Genomic DNA, 16,734 nt, shown 5'->3' on the forward strand with positions numbered 1-16,734 from the left:
GTCGGGGTACAGTAACAGCTTGGCGGGGTTGGAAAAAGGGTGTGTCAGGCGGGATCGTATGGGGCTGCTTTGCAGCCCATTCGCGGGGCAAGCCCGCTCCCACAGATCCCCCGCACTTCTTGAGCTTGGCGAGCAATCTGTGGGAGCGGGCTTGCCCCGCAAATGGGGCGCGAAGCGGCCCCAGAGGTCACATCAATGCGACAGGTAGACAGTCAAGGTCTGACCAGGCTTGAGGGCATGCCCGCTGCGCGGGTTCCAGCGTTTGAGGTGCTGCATCTCGACGTTGAAACGTTTGGCAACCAAGTAGAGCGAGTCGCCTTTACGCACCTTGTACTGAGTGGAGCGTTTGCCCGAGGCAGCGACTCGATTTCCCGCCGCACTCGGCGCCTTGCCGCCGCGCAGCGCCAGCACCTGGCCGGCCTTGACGCGGTTACCCGGCAGCTTGTTCCAGCGCTGAATGTCCTTGACCGAGACCCGATTGGCCTTGGCGATGGTGCTGAGGTTGTCGCCACGCTTGACGCGGTAGCTGCGCGCGGCTGCCGGCGCCTTGCCCTCGGCCACGGCGCGTGCAAACACCGCCTTGTTCGGCTGCAGGCTGACCAGTTGCTCGGGCTTGAGGTTGGACAGGCTGGCAGACAGCAGCTGCGCCTTGGCAGTTGGCACCAGCAATTGCTTGGGGCCGTCCACGGTCATGCGCTTCTTGAATGCCGGGTTGAGCTGAATCAGCTCGTCTTCGTCGATGTTGGCGAAGGCGGCGACCCGCGACAGGTCGAGGCGGTCATTGATGGCGACCGCTTCAAAGTAGGGTTCATTTGCGATCGGGCTGAGGTTTACACCGTAGGCTTCGGGGGTGGAGACCACCTGCGACAGGGCCAGCAGTTTGGGCACGTAGTCACGGGTTTCCTGCGGCAGCGGCAGGTTCCAGTAGTCAGTCGGCAGGCCGAGCTTCTCGTTGCGCTCGATGGCCCGGCTGACGGTGCCTTCACCGGCATTGTAGGCCGCCAGGGCCAGTAGCCAGTCGCCGTTGAACATGTCGTGCAGGCGGGTGAGGTAATCCAGGGCGGCATTGGTCGACGCGGTGACATCGCGGCGGCCGTCGTAGAAGTTGGTCTGGCGCAGGTTGAAGTGGCGGCCGGTCGCCGGCATGAACTGCCACATGCCTGCGGCACTGGCGCGCGAGTATGCCATTGGGTTGTAGGCACTTTCGATCGCGGGCAACAGCGCCAGCTCCAGTGGCATGTCGCGTTCTTCGAGGCGCTCGACGATGTAGTGCAGATAAAGGCTGCCGCGTTCGCCCGCGCTTTCGATGAACGTCGGATTGCTGGCGAACCACAGGCGCTGTTGTTCGATACGCGGGTTTACGTCGATGCTGTCTTGCAGGGCGAACCCCTGGCGCATGCGTTCCCACACATCACGTGGCGCTTGCTCGGCGGGCTTGATCGCGAGTGGGGCCGGTTTGTGCTTGATCCGCGCCTGATAGTTGTGCGCGCGAACGCTGTCGGATTCGTCGACCTGACGGGTGCTCTGGCAGCCCACCAGGGTGGCGGCCAGCGCCAGCGCACTGATTTGAGCCAGGCGCGTCAGGGCGACTGAATGAGCGGTTCTACGGCTACGGGAAGACATCGGCGGGGACGGGTATCCGGGCAAAAAATTTCGGCGATTCTAGAAACCGCACCCGCCCGGGTCAACCGTTGACAACCGCCTGCGATATATCTTGAGGTTATCAGAAGGTATCCTTCCAAGACCTCAAAGCAGCAAAAACAGTGACCTGCGTGTCGTTTGAATGTCCCTTCCATTCGTCTGCTTTTTGTTTAACTAATGTTTCAGAGGTACGCAGGAAAGGGTTGGTCAAGCGTTCGAGGCCGATCGTTGATGGCAATGTGATGCGATTTTCGGCACGCAACCGGGTAACGTCCTCGAACCGCTGCAGAACGTGTGGGTTGCTGGGCTCCACGGCCTTGGCGAAGCGCAGATTGCTCAGGGTATATTCATGAGCGCAGTAGATTTCGGTCTGTTCAGGAAGCGCTGCCAGGCGGTCGAGGGCGGGCTGCATCTGCTCCGGCTGGCCCTCGAACATGCGACCGCAACCGGCAGCGAACAAGGTGTCACCACTGAATAGCACGGGTGTTGTTGGCTGATCGCTGAAGTAGGCGATATGGCCCAGGGTGTGGCCAGGCACGGCAAACACTCGGAAGTCCACGCCCAGTACGTTGATCTGATCGCCTTCGTCCAGGGCCAGGTCACGGCAGGGAATATGCTCGTTGGCCGGGCCGCAGACGCGGGCACCGGTCAATTGCTTGAGGCGCTCGACCCCGCCAACGTGGTCATTGTGGTGGTGCGTCACCAGGATAGCCTCCAGCACCCAGCCGGGGTTGGCCGCCAGCCAGGCTTCCACCGGGCGGGCATCACCGGGGTCGACCACCGCGCAACGGCGTTTGGCAGTATCCTGTAACAACCAGATGTAGTTGTCGGAGAAAGCGGGGAGAGCATCGATCTGTATCATGGTGTGGATCCGTATCGCCAAGCGTGGCACATGAAGGCATCTTAGCCGCGATGGCGCGGTGCGAGAACCTTCGAGGGAGAGCGCAATGACCGACCAAGCCTTTGCCCAGGCCGACCCGGACTGGGTCGAGCTGATCAGCCTGGCCCGTGAGTGGTTCCACGGCCCACTCGGCCAGATGATGCTGAAGGAAGAGGAAAAGCTGCTGGAAGAAGAGCTGGGGCGCTTCTTTGGCGGTTATCTTGTGCATTACGGCCCCTGCGCCGAGGCGCCGCCCAGCGCGCCGCAGGTGCAACGCAACGTGCGCCTGGGCGCGCCGCTGCCGGGGGTGGAGATCGTCTGCGAAGAGCAGGCCTGGCCCTTGAGCGAGCACGCCGCCGACGTGGTGGTACTGCAGCACGGCCTGGATTTCAGCCTGTCGCCCCATGGCCTGTTGCGTGAGGCAGCCAGCGCCGTGCGCCCGGGTGGGCACCTGCTGATCGTCGGCATCAACCCCTGGAGCAGCTGGGGCATGCGCCACTTCTTCAGCCACGGGGCACTGCGCAAGGCCCGCTGCATCTCGCCGTCACGGGTCGGCGACTGGCTCAACCTGCTGGGCTTCGCGCTGGAGAAACGCCGCTTCGGGTGCTATCGTCCGCCGCTTGCCTCGCCGGCCTGGCAACAACGCCTGGCTGGTTGGGAACGGGTGGCCGGCGGTTGGCAGAGCTCCGGTGGCGGCGTCTACCTGCTGGTGGCGCGCAAGATGGTGGTCGGCCTGAGGCCGCTGCGCCTGGAGCGCCGCGAGCCGATGGGCAAACTGCTGCCGCTGCCACTGGCCAAGGTCAACCGCACCGCAGCCAGCCCGGATACCGACAAGCACTGAACATGAGTGGTACATGAGCGATAGCGTCGAGCTGTATACCGATGGTGCCTGCAAGGGCAATCCCGGCCCTGGCGGCTGGGGCGTCCTGCTGATCTACAAGGGCGTCGAAAAGGAACTGTGGGGCGGCGAGCGCGAAACCACCAACAACCGCATGGAACTGATGGCTGCGATCCAGGGCTTGATGGCGCTCAAGCGCGAATGCGAAGTGGTGCTGACCACCGACTCGCAGTACGTGATGAAGGGCATCAACGAGTGGATGGTCAACTGGAAGAAGCGCGGCTGGAAGACTGCCGCGAAAGAGCCGGTGAAGAACGCCGACCTGTGGCAGCAGCTGGACGAGCAGGTCAACCGGCACAAGGTCACCTGGAAGTGGGTGCGCGGGCACATCGGCCATCCTGGCAACGAACGCGCCGACCAGCTGGCCAACCGTGGCGTCGACGAGGTGCGCGCCAAACGCTGAGCTGGGGTACAATCGCCGCCTTTGTAACTGATGCAAGTTGGAGCGCCCCGCGTGGAGCAGCAGCAAGATAAGCGTTTTGTCATTCTCGATACCGAAACCACGGGCATGCCGGTCAGCGAAGGCCACCGGATCATCGAGATCGGCTGCGTCGAGGTCATTGGCCGGCGTCTGACCGGGCGGCACTACCACGTTTATCTGCAGCCTGACCGCGAGAGTGATGAGGGCGCGATCAACGTCCACGGCATCACCGACGCGTTCCTGGTCGGCAAGCCGCGCTTCGGCGATGTGGCCGAAGAATTCTTCGAATTCATCCAGGGCGCTACGCTGGTCATCCACAACGCAGCGTTCGACGTTGGTTTCATCAACAATGAATTTGCCCTGCTGGGCCAGCGTGACCGCGCCGACCTTTCGCAGCACTGCACCATTCTCGATACCTTGCTGCTGGCCCGTGCCCGTCACCCGGGGCAACGCAACAGCCTCGATGCGTTGTGCAAACGCTACGACATCGACAACTCAGGCCGTGACCTGCACGGCGCCTTGCTCGACTCGGAACTGTTGGCCGACGTCTACCTGGCGATGACGGGTGGCCAGACTACCCTGTCGCTGGCTGGGCATGGGCAGGACAGTGACGGTGACGGGCAGGGCACGGGTGGCAGTGAAATTCGGCGGATTGCCGGTCGCACACCCGGGCGGGTAATCATGGCCAGTGCTGAGGAGCTGGAAGCGCATGCCGAGCGGTTGGCGGCGGTTGCCAAGTCGGCAGGCGGGCCTTCGATGTGGCAGGCCTTGACCGAGACGCCTGCCGGTTAATTCTTGCAACATCAGGCTACCCTGAGAGGGACGATCTTTCCTTCCGAGGTAGCCGCCTGATGTACAAGGACCTCAAGTTCCCCATCCTCATCGTCCACCGCGCCATCAAGGCCGACAGCGTCGCCGGCGAACGCGTGCGCGGGATTGCCGAGGAGTTGCGCCAGGACGGCTTCGCCATCCTCGCCGCCGCGGACAATGACGAGGCACGCCTGGTCGCCGCCACCCACCACGGCCTGGCCTGTATGCTGATCGCCGCCGAAGGCATCGGTGACAACACCCACCTGCTGCAGAACATGGCCGAGCTGATTCGCCTGGCCCGCCAGCGTGCGCCGAACCTGCCGATTTTTGCCCTGGGCGAGCAGGTTACCCTGGAGAACGCCCCGGCCGAGGCCATGAGCGAGCTCAATCAACTGCGCGGTATTCTCTACCTGTTCGAGGACACGGTTCCGTTCCTGGCCCGTCAGGTGGCGCGTGCCGCGCACAACTACCTCGACGGCTTGCTGCCACCGTTCTTCAAGGCCTTGGTGCAGCATACGGCGCAGTCCAACTATTCCTGGCACACGCCGGGTCATGGCGGTGGTGTGGCCTACCGCAAAAGCCCGGTGGGCCAGGCCTTCCATCAGTTCTTTGGCGAGAACACGCTGCGCTCGGACCTGTCGGTCTCGGTGCCGGAGCTGGGCTCGCTGCTCGACCACACCGGGCCTTTGGCCGAGGCTGAAGCTCGCGCTGCGCGCAACTTCGGCGCCGACCATACGTTCTTCGTCATCAACGGCACTTCCACCGCCAACAAGATCGTCTGGCATGCGATGGTCGGTCGCGACGACCTGGTGCTGGTGGACCGCAACTGCCACAAGTCAGTGGTGCACGCGATCATCATGACGGGTGCCATCCCCATCTACCTGTGCCCGGAGCGCAACGAGCTGGGCATCATCGGGCCGATTCCACTCAGCGAATTCACCCCCGAGTCGATCCAGGCGAAAATTCAGGGTAACCCTTTGGCCAAGGGGCACGAGCCGCGCATCAAGCTGGCGGTGGTAACCAACTCTACTTACGACGGCCTGTGTTATCACGCCGGGCTGATCAAGCAGGCCCTTGGCTGCAGCGCCGAGGTGCTGCATTTCGACGAGGCCTGGTTTGCCTACGCGGCGTTTCATGAGTTCTTCACTGGCCGCTACGCAATGGGCACGGCGTGCACCGAGGACAGTCCGCTGGTGTTCAGCACCCACTCCACGCACAAGTTGCTGGCGGCCTTCAGCCAGGCGTCGATGATCCATGTGCAGGACGGCGCCCAGCGGCAGCTGGATCGTGACCGTTTCAACGAAGCTTTCATGATGCATATTTCTACCTCGCCGCAATACAGCATCCTCGCGTCATTGGATGTGGCGTCGACCATGATGGAAGGCCCGGCCGGGCGCTCGTTGCTGCAGGAAATGTTCGACGAGGCGCTGAGTTTTCGTCGCGCCCTGGCCAACCTGCGCGAACACATCGCCGCGGACGATTGGTGGTTCAGCATCTGGCAGCCGCCTGCGGCCGAAGGTATACACAGGTTGGCTGCGCAAGATTGGTTGTTGCAACCGGGAGCTCAGTGGCATGGCTTTGGCGAGGTAGTAGACGATTATGTGCTGCTCGACCCGCTCAAGGTCACGCTGGTGATGCCAGGGTTGAGCGCTGACGGTGTGCTGGGTGCACAGGGTATTCCGGCGGCGGTGGTCAGCAAATTTCTCTGGGAACGTGGGCTGGTGGTGGAAAAAACCGGGCTATATAGCTTCCTGGTGCTGTTCTCCATGGGCATCACCAAAGGCAAATGGAGCACACTGCTGACCGAACTGTTGGAGTTCAAGCGCCATTACGACGGCAATACCGCGTTGCCCCAATGCCTGCCCAGCATCGTTGCCGTCGATGCGGCACGTTATGAAGGCCTTGGCTTGCGCGACTTGTGTGATCAGTTGCATGACTGCTATCGCGTGAATGCCACAGCCAAACAGCTCAAACGGTTGTTTAGCCGCTTGCCGGAAGCGGCGTTGAGCCCGGCGCGAGCCTATGACCAGATGGTGCGGGGGGAGGTGCAGGCCGTGCCGATCGAGGCACTGCTCGGCCGTATCGCGGCGGTGATGCTGGTGCCATACCCACCCGGCATTCCGTTGATCATGCCGGGCGAGCGGTTCACCGAGGCGACCCGCTCGATTATCGACTACCTGGCCTTTGCCCGTGCCTTCAACAGCGGCTTCCCGGGCTTCGTAGCGGATGTGCACGGCCTGCAGAACGAGACCGGCACCTACACAGTGGACTGCGTCAAGGAATGCGAATGATCTCGACGCCGCTCTGCACCAGTTCGAAACGGTCTTCACCCAAATGGTTGACTCGGTCACCAATGGCCAGGCGATAGGTGGTGATGGGTGAGCCCAGGGTGCTGCCGTCGGTCTGCAGGGTGGATTCCTGGAATTCGTGAACGGGGTAGATACGGCCTTCGGCGTCACGGGCGTGGAATTGGCCGACCATTACTGCTGCCATTTAGGTGAAAACCTCTGAATTGCGTAGGAAATGTCTGAGTGAATAGACCGCCAAATGTACCGGGAAGTTTTCCGCCCGCGGGAAAAAAAACCACGGCGCCGAGGAACGGTCATCTATAACTATTCAGTCTCTTTCCCAGCACAGGATGGAAATCGCCATGAGCCAGGTGTATTCGGTAGCGGTCGTCGTCGGCAGCTTGCGCAAGGACTCCTATAACCGCAAGGTGGCCCGCGTCCTTGCAGAGCTGGCGCCGTCCAGCCTTGCCCTGAAAATCGTCGAAATCGGCGACCTGCCGCTTTACAACGAAGATGTGGAGGCCGCTGGAGTGCCCGCACCCTGGCAGCGTTTTCGTGACGAAATCCGCCGCAGTGATGCGGTGCTGTTCGTCACCCCGGAATACAACCGCTCGGTCCCAGGCTGCCTGAAGAACGCCATTGACGTAGGCTCGCGTCCATATGGGCAGAGCGCCTGGGGCGGCAAGCCGACCGCCGTGGTAAGCGTATCGCCAGGGGCCATTGGCGGGTTTGGTGCCAACCATGCGGTGCGCCAGTCACTGGTGTTCCTGGATATGCCATGCATGCAGATGCCGGAGGCGTACCTCGGCGGGGCGGCCAACCTGTTCGACGAGGGTGGCAAGCTCAGTGACAAGACCCGGCCGTTCCTGCAGGGCTTTATCGACAAGTTCGCGTCCTGGGTGAAGCTGAACCGGGCCGTGTAAGTCGGTGCCATCGCTGGCTCGCTGGCGATGGCACCTGTACCCACCTGTCAGAAGGTCTGCGGCATTTCACCCTTGGCCAGGCGGCGGTTGATATCGGCAATCACCTCCGGTAATTCGTTGATGGTGTCGATCAGGTAGTGCGGGCGCGAGCTGGCGAACAGCGCGTGAATACGCTTGCGCTCGGCTTCAAGTTTCTCCGCGCTAAGCGCGCGGTAGCCTTCCCAGGTCAGGCCCAGGGCATTGCCAGAACACACCAGGGCCACGGTCCACATGCCCGCACGGCGGCCTTCGAGGATGCCTGGCACCGTGTCGTCGACCTTGACGCAGGCGGCCACATCGTCGATGCCCAGTGCGATCACGTTGGCCAGTGCCTGGGCTGGCCAGGGGCGGCCGTTCGGCGTTTCGTCGGTAGCCACCACATGGTCGGCCACGTAGCCGTTCTGTGCGGCCAGCTCCACGACCTTGTCCATCACCACTTTCGGGTAACCTGAACACGAACCGATTTTCAAACCGTCTTGGCGCAGGCCGGTGAGGGTGTCCAGGGCACCAGGGATCAACGCCGAATGCACGGCGATTTTTTCGATCTGCAGCGGCATGAAGCGGTTGTAGATGGCGGTGACGTCATCGTCGGTCGGGGTACGGCCGAACACCTTGCGGTAGCGCTCGGCGATGTCCGGCACGTCGCACAGGGTGCGGATGTGGTCCCACTTGCCCATGCCCATCGGGCCACGGGCTTCCTCGATGGACACCTGGACGTCGAATTCGGCGAAGGCCTCGACGAAAATCTGGGTTGGGGCGAACGAGCCGAAGTCGACCACGGTGCCGGCCCAGTCGAGGATGGCGGCTTGCAGCTGGGTAGGGTTGCTGTAGTTCATGTGCGCTATTTCCTGAATTCGGGTGGGCAAAGGGGTCAGATGTCCAGCACTTCCATTTCCCGCAGCACGTCGGCCACGGCATTCACGGCGGCCTGCATGCCGTCCGAGCCGACCACGCCGATGCAGCCGACGCGGAAGGTTTCGACCTGGGTCAACTTGCCCGGATAGAGGATGAACCCCTTGGCCTTGACCCGCTCGTAGAACTCCTTGAACTGGTAACGGGCATCGTCTGGTGCGTGGAAGGTGACGATGATCGGTGCCTGGATCTCGGCAGGCAGGAAACTGCGCAGGCCTATGGCGGCCATGCCGTCGAGTAGGGTCTTGCAGTTATCGGCGTAACGCTGATGGCGGGCCGGCAGGCCGCCTTCCTCGCCGTATTGCTGGAGGGCTTCATGCAGGGCGGCGACCACGTGGGTTGGCGGGGTGAAACGCCACTGGCCGGTCTTGGCCATGTAGGTGTGCTGGTCGTACAGGTCCATGGCCAACGAGTGGGCATTGCCTTCGGCGGCTGCCAGGGCGGATTTGTCGGCGAAGACGAAGCCCATGCCAGGCACACCTTCCAGGCACTTGCCAGAGGCGGCGATCAGCGCCTCGAAAGTCACTTCGCGGGCATCGATCGGCAGTGCGCCGAATGAACTCATGGCATCGATGATCAGGCGTTTGCCGTGGCGCTTGATCACCTGGGCGATGTCCGGCAGCGGGTTGAGGATGCCGGTGCTGGTTTCACAGTGGATCAGCGCAACGTGGCTGATGGCAGGGTCGGCGGCCAGCAGGCGGTCGACATCGGCGGCGGTGGTCGGTTGGTCTTCGGCGGTTTCGAAGGTGCTGTAGGCGCGGCCCAGTACCTTGCAAATCTTCGCCAGGCGCTGGCCATAGGCACCATTGATCAATACCAGAACCTTGCCGTCACGCGGCACCAGTGTGCCGATGGCGGCTTCCACCGCAAAGGTGCCGCTGCCTTGCAGGGGCACGCAATGGTGGCTGGCGTTGCCGTCGATGATCGCCAGCAGCTGTTCGCAGACGCTGGCGGTCAGTTGGTTGAAGTCGCGGTCCCAGGAACCCCAGTCCACCATCATGGCTTGGCGGGTGCGGATTGATGTGGTCAGGGGACCAGGGGTCAGCAGAATCGGGGCGTTGCTCATTCCGTTATTCCTCGCAAGCGGTGGGCTGAAACTACGGGGCCTAGGTTGCAATTCGCGCTGTCATCAATCAAATTGTTTGTTGTTATCCCAGCTATAAGTCAGGCCGATATATATGAATCTGTTCCAACTGCGCGCCTTTGATGCTGTCGCTCGCGAAGGCAGTTTCACCCGCGCCGCTGCGCGCCTGTTCATCAGCCAGCCGGCAGTCACCGGGCATGTGAAGGCGTTGGAAGAGCACTACCAGATCACCTTGCTGCGGCGTACCGCACGGCGAGTCGAGCTGACTGAAGAAGGCACTCGGTTGGCGGCGATCACTCGGGCCATGTTTGGCCTGGCAGAGGAAGCTCAAGCCATGCTCGAAGCCAACCGCCAGTTGCTGACCGGGCGCCTGGAAGTGGCGGCCGACGGCCCGCATCGGGTCATGCCAATGCTGGCGCAGTTGCGCGAGCGCTATCCGGGTATCACCGTCAATTTGCGCCTGGGTAACGCCCAGGAAACCCTGGCAGCCTTGCTTTCCGAGCACGCCGACGTGGCGGTGCTGACCGAGATCGAGGCGCGCAAGGGCCTGCACCTGCAGAGCCTCTGCGAATCGCGCCTGTGCGCCTTGCTACCGGCAGGCCACGCGTGGGCGCAGGGGCAAAGCGATCTGCCTTTGGCCGAGCTGAACCAGCAGATCATGGTATTGCGCGAGCCCAGCTCGACCACCCGGCGTACCTTCGACAAGGCCTGCAGTGCCGCTGGCGTTCAACCGCGCGTGTTGCTGGAACTCGATAGCCGCGAAGCGGTGACCGAGGCGGTAGCGTCGCAGCTGGGGATCGGCGTGGTTTCCTCGACCGAAGTCGCCAATGACCCGCGCGTGGTGGCCCGCCCGCTGTCGGGCGCAGGGCTGGTCAACCAGCACGTGGTCGGCTGCCTGGAGCGGCGCCGTGAGTTGCGCCTGATCCAGGCGTTTCTCGGCCTGGCCGTCAGCACGTAAGCCTGGGCTGGCATTTTCCGCAGGGCGGCCTAAGATGGCCGGCACAGCGCAACCTGGGTGGCCAATGAGCGATAAAGACACCATTTCCATGCAACTGGTGCGTGAGGCGTTGCTGCAAACTTGCCCGAATGGCGTGGCCGATGCGCTCCTGCTCGGGCGCGCGGGCATCGATGTCAGCCAGGTAGAGCGTCCCGAGGCTCGCGTCAGTGCCGAGGCCTACGCACGGTTGTGGCGCCTGCTGGCGCGCCGTTGCAATGACGAATTCTTTGCCATGGATCCGCGCGGTCTGCGCGGGGGCAGCCTGGCCTTCCTGTGCCGCGCGGCCATGGCCCAGCCAACCTTGGCCCTGGGCCTGGAGACCGCGCTGGAGTTCCTCAGCCTGATGCTCGAAGACCTTCACCCCAGCCTGGTGCGGCAGCCGGGCCTGGCCGAAATTGTCATCAACGAGCCACGTGAGGCACCCCGCAGAGCCTTCACCTATTTTACCTTCTGGATGATCGTGCACGGCGTGGCGTGCTGGCTTGCCGGCCGACGCATTCCTATCCTTGCCATCGAATTGCGTTGTGACGAGCCACCGTTTTGCGACGACTACCGGGTTATGTTTTCCGAGAATCTGCAGTTCCAGCGCCCGCGCACGCGCATGATCATCGCCGCCGATAGCTTGGACATGCCGATCAAGCGTACCGGGTTGGACCTGCAGCGCTTTCTTGCCGAGGCGCCGGGCAATATCCTGGTAAGGTATCGCGACCCCGGCAGCCTGGCCCGGCGAATTCGCCACGACCTGCTGGCACTTGAGCCCATCCGTTGGCCTGATGCCGACAGCCTGGCCCGGCAGTTGTGCCTGTCGGCCTCGACCTTGCGCCGCCGCCTGGCGGAAGAAGGCCAGACCTATCAGGGCCTCAAAGACAGCGTACGCCGTGAATTGGCGATCGCCTGGCTGACCGACGACAGCTTGAGCATGCAGGATATCGCTGCCGGCCTGGGTTTTGCCGATGGCAGTTCGTTCTACAAGGCGTTTCGCAAGTGGTTCGGCTGCAACCCGGGGCACTACCGGCAACTGGTCTTGGCGCGAGAGGGCCAGGTTGGCGCTGAGGGTGGCTGATTTCCTGCTGCTGGACAGGCGGGCTGTCACGCAGGCTTGGGTTTTCCGACTCCCCAGGTACCCAAATGTCCATCGACACCCCAGGCGCTGCAGACCCGGCCGGCGCCAAGCTCGACACCGCGACCGACACGTTCATTGGCTTCGTTCTTCCCGATTGGCTGCAGAAGGCCACTCCGGCGCAAATCAATCAGCTGCGTGACAGTTTTCAACGCCATCAGTCCAAGCAGGCCTTGCTGCGTACCGCCACCGCGGCGTTGATCCCTCTGCAGCGTTTTGCAGAAGAGCAATTTGAACAGTTGCTGGCGAAACACTTGCCAAAGGGGACGAAGTTACACACGTTGCAGTGGCTACAGGTTCGGCGGAACCTTCCCCGCTTGCCAAGTCTTCATTGGCCAACTTACGGCCCTGTGTATGATCGCCAACCGGCGTTGTTGCGGTTGATGCAAAACTTTCATGACGGTGCCGAACTGCTCAAAGGGTCGGGGCTGGTAGTGAGCAATACCGATCAAGTGCTATCGGATAATCCCGAACAATTGGCCCAGGACTGCCGCCGTTGGGATATGGGCGGTCGATACCAGGCGCTGTTGGAGCAGGTCTTCACGTCCACCACCTGCGGGTTGCTGGCAGACGACAAACGTGCCGGGCTGATGTTGGCGATCGATATTGCCGCACTCAAGGGCGAGCTTGGCAGCGAAGTGGAGGCAGCGTTGCGCGCGGTCGTCCAGACAGGCTCGGAAAACGGGCTGAGTGCTTATCCTGGTCTGTTGACCGTGCTTGGCTGCCCAGTCAGCGATGCGCTGGCCTTCCAACTGCGTGGGGGGGGCGGGGAAGACGGCGGGGTGGTGCTGTATCTACCGAGCGACCCTAAGCATGCGTTCCGTCACTTTGAGTCCTGGTCTTCTCTCAATGTCGCGATGGTTGAAGCGTTGAGGCAGCAGGATTACCGGGCCTATTTCAGCCAATTGGTCGAACTGGAGTCGCGAATGCGCTTCCTCGACACGCTGGATAAACGCTTGAAGGACAGCGCTCCAGATCTTCAGGTGGATGCGGCCACCGGGCAGGGCGAGGTCTTTGCTCGGTTGGTAGCGCAACAGGTGAAGAGAGCCAAGGATGACGCCCGCATCCTGTTGGTGCCCACTGCGGAGGTCGACCTGCAAGCGACCAAGGACAGATTGCGGGCATGGGAAGACGCAGGGCTGGGGCTGCTGAACCTTGCCGGGCTGTTCATTCCGGTCGTCGGCGCCATTTTGCTGGGGCAACTGGTGGCGCAAACACTGTCGGATGTCTATGAGGGCGCGGTGGATTGGTATCACGGCCACCAACACGAAGCGTTGGAGCATATGCTTGGGGTCGCCGAGACGCTGGCGGTAGCAGCCGTTGTCGCGACGGGGGCGACGCTGGTCGCGCGAGGTTTTCAGCGCAGCGCCTTCGTTGATGGCCTTGAACCGGTCGAACTGGATGACGGCGAGCAACGCTTGTGGCAGCGCGACCTGCAGGCGTATGAGGTTACGCCCATGAGTACTTCCCCAGGCGCGAATGGTTTGTTCGGTGAGGGCGATAGCCAATGCATACGGGTTGGCGACCGCTATTGCTCCGTGCACCGGCCCGACCCGCAAGGCCCTTGGCGCCTGCGACATCCACAGCGTGAAGGTGCGTTCGGGCCCGAAGTCGAGTTCAATGGTGAGCGCGGCTGGCGCCTGCGTCATGAACGGCCATTGGAATGCCATGACCCTGCGCGCATGCTCGACATGCTCTGGCCTCAGCAGGTGCCGCTGAGCAGCGCGCGGGCCAGCGATGTGCTGCGCGTGGCGGGCATCGAAACCGCTGAATTGCGCGGATTGTTGGTGGCGGGCCGACGGCTGCCAGTCAACCTGCGTGAAAGCCTGCGCCGTTTCGAGGCCGATGCCCGCATCGAGGCTTTTTTCGAGCAGATGCACCGCGACGTACCGGCAAGCGACGACCAGGAAATCCAACGATGGTGTTTGGCCCAACCCGGGTTCAATGGGCTGGATGCGCCGACCCTTCGCGAGCGTGTGTTGGCGCGTCAGGGTGCGTTCAGCGAGCAGCTGCTTGCTCATCTGACCCAGCCGGAGCTGGCGCCTGACCCCCTGCGCGATATCGTGCGGCGCGACTTCCCCGGCTTGCCACCAGCCTATGCCGCAGCGCTGGTACGCGATGTGGCCGAAGCGCAACGTGAATTAGCTGTCCTCGAACAGCGCCTGCCGTCGCGCCTGACGTCTCAGGCATGGGCAATGCTGCATCAGGTGCGCGTGAGTTGCGCCCTGGAAGGGTTGTTTTTGAAGAGCAGTTACAGCGACCAGACCGGCGAGTTGGCACTGACCCTGTTGTCGCGCTTGTCCCATTGGCCCCGCCGGCTCAATCTTGAGCTGCGTGAGGGCACTGAAAGTGGCCGTAGGCTGGCGGTGACCGATCCTCAAGCTCTCGGGCAGAACACCACGGTAATGGTGCACAGGGAGGGTGAGTTTCGCCTCTACGATAGCCAGGGCCTTGAGCGTGAGGAGGACATCGTCGCGCCAAGGGGGTTCTTCGAAGCGGTCGTGGCGTGCCTGACACCGACCGAGCTGGAGCGTCTTGATGTGGCTGGCGACAATCCCGCTGAGACCTTGAGGGCTGTTCTCGTTCAACGCCTGCCGGCCACGCGGACTGAGCTGGTCAACCTGCTGGGCTGGCGCTCAGCCGAGCTGAGGGTGAATCCGCCGCAGCGTCTGTCGGATGACCGCGTCGGTTACCTGCTCAGTGGCCGCGGCCAAGGGCAGCGCTGGGCGCGAAGTACCCTGCGCGATCGCATTCGAGAACTGTTCTGGGGGCTGAACGATACGCAAGTCGATACCTTGCTGAGCCGGCTGCTGGCGCAGCCTGGTTCGCCCTTCGAGACCATGCTCCACTTGGAAGCGGAATACCGCCGCATGAACCTGGAACTCAACCGATGGGCCAGTGCCGAACTCAACGACAGGCGGCGCGGTGTGCGCCAGTACGTAACCGGGCTGCTACGCCGAGCCTGGCGCCTACAGGGCGAGAATGCCATGGGCGCGGACGGCGCTGTGGACGGTACACGCCTGGACCTCAGTGGCCTGCCGCTGCGAACGCTACCGATGCTGCCGGCGCAGGTCGATTTTGGCAATGTATCTGAGTTGAATTTGGGTGGTTTGCAACTAAGCGATGTTCCAGAAACCTTCTTGAGTGCGTTCGGTGGATTGCGGCGCTTGAGCCTCAATCACAACCAGCTGCTGCGTATTCCCGCAAGCATCAGCCGGTTTGGCCAATTGAGCGAGCTGCGCTTGCTCGGGAACCGCATTCGCATGGACCTTGACGGCGTTCAAGCGTTGGCGAGTCTGTCCGCATTGCGTCATCTCGACCTAAGTTACAACCCTCTGGGTGCGATTGCCTTGCGCTTCAACCAATTGCCACAACTGCGGTCGATCGCGTTACGGCGTTGCGGTTTGCTGACCTGGCCGGATGGCCTGGAAGTTTGTGGGTTTCTCGACAGTGCTGATATTCGACAAAACCGAATTGCCCAAATACCCGAGCACGTCCTGCAAATGCCTGCGGAATTTCGCCAGTCTTTCAGGGTTGACGATAATGCGCTAAGCGTGGGTCAGATGGATCGGCTCTATGCCGGTGCCGTGCATGAGCACCCACCAGCCATCTCGCCACCGCCCGTACGACCCGTGTCTGAACCCGCGGATGGAGGGCTGCGTGAGCGGTTACTGCAAACTGTCGAGCAGGATTCACGCCAGGCAAGTGCACGGGTTTGGGACAGGTTGTTGGCGTCACCCAATAGCGCCCGCCTGTTCAGTTTGCTCAGCGACCTTGAGCTGACCCGAGAGTATCAGCTGTCGCCTGCGCACCTGACCGGTCAAGTCTGGAAACTATTGCGGGCTATGGATGCTGATAGCGAATTGCGTCTGCAGATTTTCGACCATGCGGGAAGGGCGATCACCTGCGTGGACAGCGTTACCAGTCGGTTCAGCGAATTGCAGGTACAGATGTTGATCCAGCAGGTGGCAGGTCAAGGACGTGTCAGCGAAATGCTTGGTTTGGCGCGCCGGCTGTTTCGCCTGGATACAGTGAGCAGTTATGCCCGGGGTGATATCGCCCAGCGAAGAGCCCAGTCGACGCTCGAGAGCCTTCCTCACGATAGCGGCACCCGTGACCGTATCGATGAGGTCGAGATCGACCTTTACTATCGGGTGCACCTGGCCGCGGAGTTGGACCTGCCGTTGCAACCACGCTATATGCAGTTCAGCAGATTGGCCAATGTCACCAGTAAGCAATTACGGGAGGTAACGCAACGGGTTCGTGAGGCAGAGGCCACCCAGGCATTGGCGCAGAACATCAGCCAGCGTGGGTTCTGGTTGAGTTACCTGCGCGTAGAGCATTCTCAGGCATTCTTGGACATCGAGACAGCGTTTACCCGTCGTGGTGTCGAGCTGGAGGAGGCGTCGGACACGATGACAAGTGGCACCTACCAGGAGCGCTGGGATGCGTTACTCATTGAACGCGATGCCCAGGAGCATGCGCTGGCATTGCAATTGACCGAACAGGCATTGCAAAGCGAGGCGCAAAGCCAGGCCTGAGTCTGGCTGTGCAAGCAGTGGAGGTGCCGCCGTATGGCTAGTCCACTGCTTACGTGCTCACGCAAGACTTCCCCCTTCCGCCCAAAGTGTCGCCTGCTGAGGATTGCGGCTTCCCATACCAAACAGGAACCTCGGGATGCCCCAGCCTAACGTATACAGCCCCCACTCAGGTCCATCGCA

Annotated in this window: 13 protein-coding genes; 8 read left to right on the forward strand and 5 right to left on the reverse strand. The window is 62.2% G+C overall.

Annotated features, from left to right (window positions below):
- Nucleotides 1–192 precede the first annotated feature (192 nt).
- On the reverse strand, nucleotides 193–1,623 hold the full coding sequence (locus tag ACZ6YA_RS18305; protein WP_465898500.1) for a lytic transglycosylase domain-containing protein: 1,431 nt from the start codon (nucleotides 1,621–1,623) through the stop codon (nucleotides 193–195).
- A 100-nt stretch (nucleotides 1,624–1,723) separates the two neighbouring features.
- Nucleotides 1,724–2,503 (reverse strand): hydroxyacylglutathione hydrolase, encoded by a 780-nt coding sequence (gloB, locus tag ACZ6YA_RS18310; protein ID WP_465898501.1) that lies wholly within the window; start codon nucleotides 2,501–2,503, stop codon nucleotides 1,724–1,726.
- Nucleotides 2,504–2,588: 85 nt separating this feature from the next.
- On the opposite strand from gloB, the gene ACZ6YA_RS18315 reads away from it, so the two are divergent.
- Genes ACZ6YA_RS18315 through ACZ6YA_RS18330 form a run of 4 tightly spaced genes read left to right on the forward strand, consistent with a single transcriptional unit; the run spans nucleotide 2,589 to nucleotide 6,941 of the window.
- Nucleotides 2,589–3,362 carry a class I SAM-dependent methyltransferase gene (locus ACZ6YA_RS18315; RefSeq protein WP_465898502.1) on the forward strand — a complete coding sequence of 258 codons (774 nt, stop codon included), beginning with the start codon at nucleotides 2,589–2,591 and terminating at the stop codon, nucleotides 3,360–3,362.
- A 13-nt stretch (nucleotides 3,363–3,375) separates the two neighbouring features.
- Nucleotides 3,376–3,822 (forward strand): ribonuclease HI, encoded by a 447-nt coding sequence (rnhA, locus tag ACZ6YA_RS18320; RefSeq protein WP_012315304.1) that lies wholly within the window; start codon nucleotides 3,376–3,378, stop codon nucleotides 3,820–3,822.
- A 51-nt stretch (nucleotides 3,823–3,873) separates the two neighbouring features.
- Entirely contained in the window at nucleotides 3,874–4,632 is a 759-nt protein-coding gene (gene dnaQ / locus ACZ6YA_RS18325) for a DNA polymerase III subunit epsilon (protein WP_465898503.1), read from the forward strand.
- A 59-nt stretch (nucleotides 4,633–4,691) separates the two neighbouring features.
- Nucleotides 4,692–6,941, forward strand: a complete 2,250-nt coding sequence (locus ACZ6YA_RS18330; protein ID WP_465898504.1) for an Orn/Lys/Arg family decarboxylase — start codon at nucleotides 4,692–4,694, stop codon at nucleotides 6,939–6,941.
- Here ACZ6YA_RS18330 and ACZ6YA_RS18335 read toward each other — a convergent pair.
- The gene (locus ACZ6YA_RS18335; protein ID WP_465898505.1) at nucleotides 6,925–7,143 is read right to left on the reverse strand and encodes a hypothetical protein; all 219 of its coding nucleotides are present in this window, start codon (nucleotides 7,141–7,143) and stop codon (nucleotides 6,925–6,927) included. The two genes, ACZ6YA_RS18330 and ACZ6YA_RS18335, sit on opposite strands and share 17 nt — an antisense overlap.
- 157 nt (nucleotides 7,144–7,300) lie before the next feature.
- Between ACZ6YA_RS18335 and ACZ6YA_RS18340 the strand changes: the two genes are divergently transcribed.
- Nucleotides 7,301–7,861 carry an NADPH-dependent FMN reductase gene (locus tag ACZ6YA_RS18340; protein ID WP_465898506.1) on the forward strand — a complete coding sequence of 187 codons (561 nt, stop codon included), beginning with the start codon at nucleotides 7,301–7,303 and terminating at the stop codon, nucleotides 7,859–7,861.
- 47 nt (nucleotides 7,862–7,908) lie between these two features.
- On the opposite strand, the gene phnX is transcribed toward ACZ6YA_RS18340, so the two are convergent.
- Nucleotides 7,909–8,736 carry a phosphonoacetaldehyde hydrolase gene (gene phnX, locus ACZ6YA_RS18345; RefSeq protein ID WP_465898507.1) on the reverse strand — a complete coding sequence of 276 codons (828 nt, stop codon included), beginning with the start codon at nucleotides 8,734–8,736 and terminating at the stop codon, nucleotides 7,909–7,911.
- A gap of 35 nt (nucleotides 8,737–8,771) precedes the next feature.
- The gene (locus ACZ6YA_RS18350) at nucleotides 8,772–9,878 is read right to left on the reverse strand and encodes a 2-aminoethylphosphonate--pyruvate transaminase (RefSeq protein ID WP_465898508.1); all 1,107 of its coding nucleotides are present in this window, start codon (nucleotides 9,876–9,878) and stop codon (nucleotides 8,772–8,774) included.
- Between the two features lie 112 nt (nucleotides 9,879–9,990).
- Between ACZ6YA_RS18350 and ACZ6YA_RS18355 the strand changes: the two genes are divergently transcribed.
- The 3 genes from ACZ6YA_RS18355 to ACZ6YA_RS18365 all read left to right on the forward strand — a co-directional run bounded on the left by ACZ6YA_RS18355 (nucleotide 9,991) and on the right by ACZ6YA_RS18365 (nucleotide 16,554).
- Entirely contained in the window at nucleotides 9,991–10,854 is an 864-nt protein-coding gene (locus tag ACZ6YA_RS18355) for a LysR substrate-binding domain-containing protein (protein ID WP_465898509.1), read from the forward strand.
- A gap of 64 nt (nucleotides 10,855–10,918) precedes the next feature.
- The gene (locus tag ACZ6YA_RS18360) at nucleotides 10,919–11,956 is read left to right on the forward strand and encodes an AraC family transcriptional regulator (RefSeq protein ID WP_465898510.1); all 1,038 of its coding nucleotides are present in this window, start codon (nucleotides 10,919–10,921) and stop codon (nucleotides 11,954–11,956) included.
- Nucleotides 11,957–12,021: 65 nt separating this feature from the next.
- Entirely contained in the window at nucleotides 12,022–16,554 is a 4,533-nt protein-coding gene (locus tag ACZ6YA_RS18365; protein WP_465898511.1) for an NEL-type E3 ubiquitin ligase domain-containing protein, read from the forward strand.
- Nucleotides 16,555–16,734: the final 180 nt, after the last annotated feature.

This window comes from Pseudomonas sp. NPDC090752 (assembly GCF_055584805.1).